Source organism: Kribbella ginsengisoli (assembly GCF_039537185.1).
Lineage (GTDB): Bacteria > Actinomycetota > Actinomycetes > Propionibacteriales > Kribbellaceae > Kribbella > Kribbella koreensis.
In genome coordinates, this window is sequence record NZ_BAABAA010000001.1 from 1,110,890 (window position 1) to 1,120,572 (window position 9,683).

Consider the following 9,683-nt stretch of genomic DNA (forward strand, 5'->3'; position numbering starts at 1 on the left):
CGGGCGAGACCCCCACACCCAGTACGGGGGTGTGGGGGTCTCGGGTCTTGCGGGTGTTGCAGGGTTACTGTCAGCCCTGGCCGGTCAGCTTCTCGCGGAGAGCCTGGAGCGCCTCGTCGGAAGCGAGCGCGCCCTCGGCGGGTGCGTCGTCCTTCGGAGCAGCGCTGCCGCCGCCGGTGGCCGAGGAGTACGTGGAGGCCTCGCCGGCCTCGACGTCCGCGGTCTTGGCGTCCTCGATCTGCTTCTTGTGGGCCTCCCAGCGCGTGTGGGCCTCGGCGTACTGCCGCTCCCACTCCTCGCGCTGAGCGTCGAAGCCCTCGAGCCATTCGCCCGTCTCCGGGTCGAAGCCGTCGGGGTAGACGTAGTTGCCCTGGTCGTCGTACGTCGCCGCCATGCCGTACAGCGTGGGGTCGAAGTCGTCGGAGACGGGGTCGACACCCTCGTTGGCCTGCTTCAGCGACAGCGAGATCCGGCGACGCTCGAGGTCGATGTCGATGATCTTGACCATCACATCGTCGTTCACCTGAACGACCTGCTCCGGGATCTCGACGTGACGCTCGGCCAGCTCGGAGATGTGCACCAGACCCTCGATGCCCTCCTCCACGCGGACGAACGCACCGAACGGAACCAGCTTGGTGACCTTGCCGGGCACGATCTGGCCCATCTGGTGGGTCCGGGCGAACTGCTGCCACGGGTCTTCCTGGGTCGCCTTCAGCGACAGCGAGACGCGCTCGCGGTCCATGTCGACGTCCAGCACCTCGACGGTGACCTCCTGGCCGACCTCGACCACCTCGGTCGGGTGGTCGATGTGCTTCCAGGACAGCTCCGAGACGTGCACCAGACCGTCGACGCCGCCGAGGTCCACGAACGCACCGAAGTTGACGATCGAGGAGACGACACCCTTGCGGATCTGGCCCTTCTGCAGCTGGGTGAGGAAGTTCATCCGCACCTCGGACTGCGTCTGCTCCAGCCAGGCGCGACGCGACAGAACCACGTTGTTGCGGTTCTTGTCGAGCTCGATGATCTTGGCCTCGATCTCCTGGCCGACGTACGGCTGGAGGTCGCGGACTCGACGCATCTCGACGAGCGAGGCGGGCAGGAAGCCGCGCAGGCCGATGTCCAGGATGAGTCCACCCTTGACGACCTCGATGACGGTACCGGTGACGACGCCGTCCTCTTCCTTGATCTTCTCGATCGTGCCCCAGGCCTTCTCGTACTGGGCGCGCTTCTTCGAAAGGATCAGGCGGCCTTCTTTGTCCTCCTTCTGGAGAACCAGGGCCTCGACGTGGTCGCCGACGTTGACGACCTCGTTCGGGTCGACGTCGTGCTTGATCGACAGCTCGCGCGACGGGATGACGCCCTCGGTCTTGTAACCGATGTCGAGGAGAACCTCGTCCCGGTCGACCTTGACGATGGTCCCCTCAACGATGTCGCCGTCGTTGAAGTACTTGATGGTCAGATCGATCGCCGCGAGGAAGTCTTCCTCCGACCCGATGTCATTGACCGCTACCTGCGGGGTGGTGCGTACTGCGGGGTCGAGAGGTGCCTCGATGCTGGCCGTCATGTGGTGAGTTGCTCCGTGGGCTGATGGTGTCGTACGGGTGCGCAATGGCCGTTGGATCGCATCTTGCTGCGAGCACGAGCCTGCTCCGTCTGAGGTCGCGCGGGCCCATAGCGCATCTCACAGAATACGTGTATGACGGAGGGCACGGCAACCCGGGGCACCCGGTGACGACCGGCCGCCCGCCGAGGTCTCTCGACGTGCCACTCGTCTCAATGTACGACGTCCGGGTCCGGACGGCCGCCCGCGAGGTCGCCCGTGTCGCAGATCCGGGTGAGCAGGGCGTTCGCCGCGGCCGCCACGGGGTTCGCCGCCGGCCGGGCCGCGAGGTCGATCAGCGCCCAGAGATCCGCCGCCCGGGCCTGGTCGACCAGCCTGTCCCCGAGGTCGAAACCAGCCCGTACGACGCTCAGCACCGCCCCCGAGAGCACCGGGTCGGTCTCGAACCGCAGCAGGTTGCCCAGGTCGGCGTACACGGACCCCGCATGCGCGAACTCCCAGTCGATCAGCCCCGTGAGCCGCGCGGTCGCCGGATCGACCAGCAGGTTCTTCGGGTTGAAGTCGCTGTGCACCAGGCAGAACCGGTCCACCCCGGTTTCGGCCAGCTCCTCCACCTCGTAGATCACGTCGGCGAAGCGGTCGACCTGTTCACGCGTCAGCCCGATCGCCTGGGCGTGTGCCTGGAGGAACTCCTCCAGGTCGCCGACCCCGAACGGCTCGATCGCCAGCTCCCGCCCGACGAAGTCGCCGAAGCTCAGGAACGGCATCCCGCTCAGCCGGACGAGGAGCTCACCGAGCTGCTCCCCCACCTTCCGCCGCTCCGCGTCGCCGGCCGTCGCGAGATAGGTCTCGAGATTCACGCCGGGCAGCCGCTCGTACAAGACATAAGGAGGAGCGCCGTCACCCGCGGGCTCAGGCATGGCGTCCAGCACCCGGGGCACCGGTAGCAGTCCGCGCACGAGCCGCATCAGCGAGACATCGACCGCCGCCCGCGCCGGACGCTTGCCGTACAGCTTCAACACGGCATCCTCACCGCCGGCGCTGACGGCGAAGGTCTCCCCGCCGTACCCGCCGGTCAGCGGCACTGCACTGGCTGCGATCGCCCCGAAGTCGTCCATGCCGCGCATCCTGCCGCACGCCACGGACACCCACCACACACCAACCCGCCGGCGAGAGCGTCCTCACCGGCGGGCTGAGCGCGGCACCAGCGGCCTGCTACGCCTTGGTGGGTGCTGCAAGTCCGGCCGCCGCAAGTACGGTCGGCACCGCATTCCGCAGGCCGGCCGCGTTCGGGTGCAGCGGGACGAGTCCGTTCGTCACCACGTTCGGGATCAGTCCCTCGATCCACCTGGTCGCGAGACCCTTGCACATGTCGTGCCCGATGCTCGGTGTCGCCAGATCGACGTACGTCGCACCGTGCGCCTGCGCCTGCTCCGCCATCCGGACGTTCAGCCGCGTCAGGGCCGACTGCAGGTAGTCCGCGTCCGACGCCCAGACCGGGACGACCGGCCAGCAGCCGCCCTTCTTGATCCCCGTCGGATAGCCGACCATCAGGATCTTCGCGTGCGGCGCCCGCTGCCGGATCTGCTCGATCACCGTCCCGTACGTCGGTGCGAACGCGTCGATCTTCTGCGCGAGCTTGTCGACCCCACCAGCGGTGTTGGTCGCCTTGCAGGACGTCCCGACCGGCTGCGGCAGCAGGTTCACGCAGGAGACCGCGAGCCCGACGAGGCCGATGTCGTTACCGCCGATCCCGACCGTGACGAGCGTGGTGTCGGCGCTCAGGGCGTCGTACTGCGGCGCTGCGGTCCCGGTGATGATCCCCGGCTGTGGCTGCGCGAAATGCGTGGTGGTAGCACCGCCACAGGTGACGTCGCGGAATGTCGCGGGATGGACCTGATTGGCGATCAACGAGGCGTAGTTGACCGCCGATCGTGCACAGGTGAAGACCTCCTTCGCCGGCAACACCAGGGAGCCGGCGGCGTAGGAATCACCCATCGCGACGTACACGAGCGGCGGCGCCTCAACCGCTTGAGCTGTGGCCGCCGTGAGCGGGCTCGCCACCAGCAACCCGGTCGCGGCGAGTACCGCGACCATCCGAGCACGTACTGATCTCTTCTGCATGCTGCCCGCCTTCAACGTTAAGTGACTGGTCGGTAACAGTACGAGTCAGCTTGAAGAAAACTCACCTTTTCGGCAAGGGCTGGGGGCTGACAACTTTCCGTTCTTCAATTACGCTACTGCAGTATCGTAAAAGGAGGCGGGATGGCCGGACGAGGCAGACCGCGCGACACCGGGGTCGAGGGCAGGGTGCTCGCAGCCGCGGCGGCGGAGATCCGCCAGGGCGGGTACGACGCTTTGTCGATCGACCGGGTCGCCGAGCGGGCCGGGGTCGCGAAGACGACGCTGTACCGGCGCTGGGCATCGAAGGCCGAGCTGGTGGTCGCGCTGATCACCAACCTGCGCGAGGAAGTCCCGTTCGAACCGACCAACGACCCACGCGGCGACCTGACCGAGCTCGTCACCGCGATCGCCGCCAACCTCGCCGCAACCCCGACGAGCCTGATTGCCGACCTGGCCGCCGCAGCCGCCCGCGAACCACGCGTGGGCGAGAGCGTCCGCGCCCTCTGGGCCGAGCGCCACCGAGCCGTCACGGCCGTGGTCGCCAAGGCTCAGGAAGCCGGCCTCGTACTGGACCACGTCTCCCCCGTAGTCCTGGTCGACCAGTTGGTCGGCCCCCTGTACTACCGCCTGCTCGTCACCGGCGAGCCACTGACCCCCGACTACGCAACGACGCTCGTCCGCAGCGTCCTAGGCCCCGAGGAGCCGCAATGACCACCGCCACCACCAAGTCACCTCTACGCCGTCGCGTACTGACCGCCTTGGGCGCCGTCGTCGCCCTGCTGGCCGGCTACTGCATCTACGCCATAGCCCACACGACAGTGCTTCACACCGAGATCGAGATCGACGCAACCCCCGACGAGGTCTGGAAGGTCCTGGCCGACCGCGCCGCCTACCCCGACTGGAACCCCTTCATCATCTCCTCGACCGGCGACCTGAAGACCGGCGCGAAGATCACCAACATCCTCAAGGACACCAACGGCGACGAAACCACCTTCACCCCCGAACTACTGGCCGTCGACCCCGGCAAAGAACTCCGCTGGATCGGCAAGATCCCCCCGGGCGGCATCTTCGACGGCGAACACTCCTTCCGCATCGAAGCCCTCCCCGACGGCCGCTCCCGGCTGATCCAGGAAGAGAAGTTCAACGGCATCGCCGTCCCCTTCACCGTCGGCATGCTGAACAAAACCATCAAGCCCCAGTTCGAAGCCATGAACCGAGCCCTCGCCGCCCGCGCCACGAACTGACCCGCAACCTGTCCCGAACGACAGGACATAGTCGACTATTCGGCCGGGTGCCACGCTCACCGAGGCGGCGGACGGCCGCGGTTCGGGCACTATGTCCTGTCCGTAGGGACACTCCGGCCCACCGATAGGCTGCGCAGGTGGTCGAACCGCGGCGGGTGGAGTTGAGTGGGGCGGAGACGTCCAAAGCTAGTCGGACCTACTGGGACTCGGCGGCTGAGGAGTATCTGGCGGAGCACGGGGAGTTTCTGGGGGACGACAGGTTCATCTGGTCGCCCGAGGGAGTGGATGAGGCTGCGGCACAGCTGCTTGGGCCGGTGCAGGGGAAGCGGGTGCTCGAGGTTGGGTGTGGCGCTGCGCAGTGCTCGCGGTGGCTCGTGGGGCAGGGCGCGAATGTCGTTGCCTTTGACATCTCGGTGGAGCAGCTTCGGGTCGGGCGGGAGCTGGATCGGCGTACGGGGAGCGTAGTACGGACTGTTGCAGCTGATGCTGTTGCGATTCCCTTTAAGGACAACGGTTTTGACGTCGCTTGCTCGGCCTTCGGGGCGTTGCCGTTCGTTGCCGATGCGGAGGCGGCGCTGGGTGAGATCGCCCGGATCCTCAAGCCTGGTGGTTTGCTGGTGTTTTCGGTGACGCATCCGATCAGGTGGAGCATGCCGGACGACCCGACGCCGGCCGGGCTGCGGATCACCCAGTCGTACTTCGATCGCACCCCGTACGTCGAAGTCGACTCCGACGGCACCCCCATCTACGCAGAGCACCACCGCACCACCGGCGACTGGATCCGCGCCCTCACCACCGCCGGCTTCGTCATCGACGACCTACTCGAACCCGAGTGGCCCGCCGGCAACCACAACGTCTGGGGCGGCTGGGGACCAGACCGCGGCCGGTTGGTACCCGGTACCGCGATCTGGTCCGCCCACAAGCCCCAGCTTTAGTTGCTGAACCGCCGCCGCAGCAACCCGGTCGCGCCGATCGCCACACCGAACACGCCCAGCCCGAGAAGCAACCGCACCCAGCTACGGCCGCCCTCACCACTGTCGCCGGCGAGCTTCAGCGAGTACGCCGTCGCGCCGACCGCACCTTCGGGTGCGCCATACGGCATCGACTCGGTCTTCGCCCGGTCGGCCGATGCCGACAGCACCCCGTACCGCCGCCCGAAGTCGAGCGCGGTGGCCGCACCGTTCTTGGTCAGCTCCTTCGCGCCTTCCTTCGACAGCCGGCTGGCCCCGTCCGGAATCGCCTTCCCGCCCTGCGACGCGGTCTCCAGCCCGTCGGCCAGCTTGCCCGACCCGTCAGCGGCCTTCCCGATCCCGGCCGACAGATCCTTGGACCCCTGCGCCACCTGATCGGACCCGTCCTTGGCCTTGCCGACCCCGTCGGCCAACTTCCCGGTGCCATCAGCCAACTTGCCAAGCCCGCTGTCGAGCTGCCCGGTCCCGTCGACCAGCACCCCGACCCCAGCCTTCAGTTGCCCAGCGCCACCAGCCAGCTTCCAAGCGCCGTTGTCAAGCGCGCCCGCACCGACCTTGAGCTGACCCGCACCGCTGTCGAGCTTGCCAACACCGGCCTTGAGAGTGCCCGCACCGGTGTCGAGGTCACCAGCGCCCTTCTTCAACGCACCGGCACCCGCATCCAGATCCCCAGCGCCCTTCTTCAACGCACCAGCCCCGGTATCGAGCTGGTCAGCACCGGACTTCAGCGCACCGGCGCCGGTATCGAGCTGCTCAGCACCAGACTTGAGGGTTCCGGCGCCGGTATCGAGCACACCCGCACCGAGGTCGAGCTGGTCAGCGCCATCCGACAGCAGGTTCAGGCCCGCCAGCAGGGTCTTGCCACCCTCCTGAATCTGCCCAACACCAGCCTGCAGCCCGTTCACGCCACCCCGCAGAGTCTTGTTCGCAGGGGTGTCAGTCGCCTGACCGATTCCGCCCTGAATGTTGGCGACCACCGTGGACACAAGTTGCGTGACACCGGCGTCCACGGCCTGAAGCCCCTGTAGCAAGCCAGGCTTCGCGGCAGAGCAACCGGTCAAGCTGTTGTCCAGCCCGCATTGCAGCTGCTCGATCCCAGGCACTGCCTTCTCAGTCAGCCGGCCCTTCAGATAGTCGAGCGCCTGCTGCAAAGTAGCCGAGTCCGGCAGCGGCTGACCGAGGTCCGGCCGCTCCTGGCCGGTCGTCCCGAGTCGCGCGATCAGCGAATCCAGAATCAGTTTCTTGATCGCGTTCGACTCCGGAGCCTCGTTGTCTTTGCCGGCCGGGCCGTTCAGGATCGCGGCGGCGGGGCCGTAGCAGAGTTCGTCGTACGCGTCCTTCTTCCCTTTGCTGACCCCGGTGAGAATCTCGGTGGCGCAGTTCACACCACCGCGCATCCTGTCGATGCCCGGGCCGGCAGCAGCAAGCTGCTTCTTCAAGTTCTCCAGCCCGCCGAGCAGAGTTCCGTCGGCGCCGACGGAGCCGATCCCGGCGCGGAGTTGCTGGATTCCCGTGTGCAGACCTTGCGCCTGGGCCGGCAGCTGTCCGATACCGCCGTACATGGTGACCAGGCCGTCCTCGACGACCTGCAATCCACCGGCGACCTGGTTCAGTCCCTCGATGAGCGTTGGCGCCTTGCCGGTTGCCTCGTCGAGGCCGCTTGCGAGCTTGCCCGTACCGGCCTTGAGGTCGCCGGTACCGGCCTTGAGCTTGCCAGCACCTGTCTTCAGATCGCCGGTACCGGCCTTGAGCTTGCCAGCGCCCGCCTTCAGGTCGCCCGTTCCGGCCTTGAGCTTGCCGGCGCCTGCCTTCAGGTCGGTGGTGCCGGCCTTCAGCTTGCCTGCACCGGCTTTGAGGTCACCGGTGCCCGCCTTCAGCTTGCCTGCGCCTGCGTTGAGGTCGGTGGTACCGGCCTTGAGCTTGTTGAGGCCGCCTTCCAGCTCACCCGTTCCGGCCTTGAGCTTGTTGGCACCCGCGCTCAGGTCCTTGGCGCCCTTGTTGAGCTTGCCTGCGCCGTCGTTGATCTTGCTGGCGCCGTCGGCCGCTTCGCCGGTCTTGGTGCGGAGCAGCGAGGCGCCGGTGTCGAGCTCACCGAGGCCGCCGGCCAGTTGCGCGGCGCCGTCCGAGAGCTTGCTGGCGCCGGGGGCGGCCTCGTTGGCCAGGCCCTCGTTGAGGGTCTTGGCGCCGGCGTTCAGCTGCAGCAGGCCGCCGAGGAGCTTCTCGGCTCCGTCGCGGAGGCGGATCAGGTTCGTGTCGAGTGTCGTACCGCCCTCGACCAGGTCGGAGCCCTTCTCGGCGCCGCTCTCGTACCCGCTGACGGCGGCCTTGAAGGTCGGGCTGTCCAGCGGGCTGACCGGCAGCGCGGTCAGCTCGGCCTCGGGGACGACCGCGTCCTTGACCTCGGCCGCCCAGCCGAACTCTGCCGTCGCGGCGCCCACCGGCGGGAACAGCGTGACGGTGAAGCTCAGCTTCGTACCGCCCTTGCCGTCACCGGCCCGGTTCGCCTCGTTCGACGAGACGTCGGTGAACTCCGGCGGCAGCACCGTCGTGAGCTGGCCGACCATCGGGATGACCACGTCGGACTGCTCGGTGATCTTCTTGCCGTACCCGTCGGTGATGGTCACCTCGCGGGGCTCGGCCGAGGTGTTCTCGACGACGTAGTGCGCCTCGAGCCGGCCGTCCTTGCCGACCGCGTCGCCCGGCTTCTTGAGCTTCTTGCCGTTCAGCGTGTACGTGACGGCGACCTTGATCGGCAGCTTCTTCTTGTCGAAGTCGCTGACCGTCCGCATCCGCTGCTCGCCGTCGACGGTCAGGTCGACGTTCATCTTGCCGTCCTTGACCGACGGGCCGCCGAAGCCGTCCAGGTTCCGCAGGCCATCGGTCGAGACCGGGTTGGACAGCTTCACCTTGCCCTTGCCGGCGAAGTCGAGCTGCTCGTAGATCCGGGCGCCTTCGACCTTGCCGCTCGGGTCGAGCCGGGCCTGCACGGTCTCGGTGTTGGTGACCTTGACCGGGTCGGCGGTCAGCGCGGTCGTCGTCGCCAGCGCCTGCGACGTCGACAGGACGAGGGCGGTCGGGACGGCGACGGCGACAGCCAGTCCCCGGGTGATACGTCGGGCGCTCACGCGCGATCTCCTTCGGTGGCGGAAAACTCGTGAGTGGAAGCGGGTACCAGGGCTTCTTCTTCGGCCGTGGGAGCGTCGCCGGCCGGCGGATCCTCGGTCCGCTGGTTCGACGGCGCCCGCAACGGCCCCTGGATCGAGGTCGCCAGGAACCCGATCCCGGCGGCCAGCAGTACGCCGGTCGCGGCCGACGGCGACTGAGCCAGGAACGCCGGGCTGTCCGCGGTGTAGCTCTCCTCGTACACCGCGACCATCGCGGCCGCGCCGATCAACAGCGTCCACAACGGCAGCCGGTTGGCGGAACCGGCCGTGAACAGGACACACACGACGACGACCAGAGCCGCTGCCACGGCCCGGCCCGACGCCGAGTCGGGCAGATAAAGCGCCCGGATGGCGAATCCGAGCCAGGCGACCACGAGCCCGATCAGGAAGCCGGCCGCCCGCATCGCCGGCGTGCGCTCCTGGACCAGCCCGACCACTCCCCCCAGGGCCCCGCCGACCAGTGCCACGTGCTGCGTGTCCAGACCGAGGGCTTCCCCGATCAGGCACAACAGACCCGCGACCACTGCCAGCAGGGCTCCGCCGAGCAAGGTACTGCGCTGCATTGAGTCCTCCACCTCACTGTCGGACTCCGGGGACCCCATCCGGAAGATCCAAATTT

At 67.8% G+C, this 9,683-nt stretch carries 8 protein-coding genes; 3 read left to right on the plus strand and 5 right to left on the minus strand.

All coding sequences use genetic code 11. The annotated features are described in order from the left end of the window. Positions 1-70: 70 nt before the first annotated feature. The 3 genes from rpsA to ABD768_RS04905 all read right to left on the minus strand — a co-directional run bounded on the left by rpsA (position 71) and on the right by ABD768_RS04905 (position 3,685). Positions 71-1,564 (minus strand): 30S ribosomal protein S1, encoded by a 1,494-nt coding sequence (gene rpsA / locus ABD768_RS04895; RefSeq protein ID WP_343977844.1) that lies wholly within the window; start codon positions 1,562-1,564, stop codon positions 71-73. A 209-nt stretch (positions 1,565-1,773) separates the two neighbouring features. Then, positions 1,774-2,679, minus strand: coding sequence for a phosphotransferase family protein (locus ABD768_RS04900; protein WP_344837764.1), 906 nt, complete (start codon positions 2,677-2,679; stop codon positions 1,774-1,776). A 97-nt stretch (positions 2,680-2,776) separates the two neighbouring features. Then, a complete protein-coding gene (locus ABD768_RS04905; protein WP_344837765.1) occupies positions 2,777-3,685 on the minus strand; it encodes an SGNH/GDSL hydrolase family protein in 909 nt (302 codons plus the stop codon). A gap of 141 nt (positions 3,686-3,826) precedes the next feature. Between ABD768_RS04905 and ABD768_RS04910 the strand changes: the two genes are divergently transcribed. The 3 genes from ABD768_RS04910 to ABD768_RS04920 all read left to right on the plus strand — a co-directional run bounded on the left by ABD768_RS04910 (position 3,827) and on the right by ABD768_RS04920 (position 5,864). Then, positions 3,827-4,396: a TetR/AcrR family transcriptional regulator gene (locus ABD768_RS04910; RefSeq protein WP_344837766.1), complete on the plus strand. Its 570-nt coding sequence runs from the start codon at positions 3,827-3,829 to the stop codon at positions 4,394-4,396. Then, positions 4,393-4,929, plus strand: a complete 537-nt coding sequence (locus ABD768_RS04915) for an SRPBCC family protein (protein WP_344837767.1) — start codon at positions 4,393-4,395, stop codon at positions 4,927-4,929. The genes ABD768_RS04910 and ABD768_RS04915 overlap by 4 nt, the downstream gene beginning before the upstream one ends. A gap of 137 nt (positions 4,930-5,066) precedes the next feature. Then, the gene (locus tag ABD768_RS04920) at positions 5,067-5,864 is read left to right on the plus strand and encodes a class I SAM-dependent methyltransferase (RefSeq protein ID WP_344837768.1); all 798 of its coding nucleotides are present in this window, start codon (positions 5,067-5,069) and stop codon (positions 5,862-5,864) included. Here ABD768_RS04920 and ABD768_RS04925 read toward each other — a convergent pair. Next, complete coding sequence (locus ABD768_RS04925; RefSeq protein WP_344837769.1) at positions 5,861-9,025, minus strand: hypothetical protein; 3,165 nt, start codon at positions 9,023-9,025, stop codon at positions 5,861-5,863. The two genes, ABD768_RS04920 and ABD768_RS04925, sit on opposite strands and share 4 nt — an antisense overlap. After that, on the minus strand, positions 9,022-9,627 hold the full coding sequence (locus ABD768_RS04930; RefSeq protein ID WP_343977823.1) for a hypothetical protein: 606 nt from the start codon (positions 9,625-9,627) through the stop codon (positions 9,022-9,024). The genes ABD768_RS04925 and ABD768_RS04930 overlap by 4 nt, the downstream gene beginning before the upstream one ends. Between the last annotated feature and the right edge of the window lie 56 nt (positions 9,628-9,683).

Bases quoted from the DNA above. Each gene is read 5' to 3' on its own strand.
- rpsA (WP_343977844.1), bottom strand. From the start codon at position 1,564: ATGACGGCCAGCATCGAGGCACCTCTCGACCCCGCAGTACGCACCACC.
- ABD768_RS04900 (WP_344837764.1), bottom strand. From the start codon at position 2,679: ATGGACGACTTCGGGGCGATCGCAGCCAGTGCAGTGCCGCTGACCGGC.
- ABD768_RS04905 (WP_344837765.1), bottom strand. From the start codon at position 3,685: ATGCAGAAGAGATCAGTACGTGCTCGGATGGTCGCGGTACTCGCCGCG.
- ABD768_RS04910 (WP_344837766.1), top strand. From the start codon at position 3,827: ATGGCCGGACGAGGCAGACCGCGCGACACCGGGGTCGAGGGCAGGGTG.
- ABD768_RS04915 (WP_344837767.1), top strand. From the start codon at position 4,393: ATGACCACCGCCACCACCAAGTCACCTCTACGCCGTCGCGTACTGACC.
- ABD768_RS04930 (WP_343977823.1), bottom strand. From the start codon at position 9,627: ATGCAGCGCAGTACCTTGCTCGGCGGAGCCCTGCTGGCAGTGGTCGCG.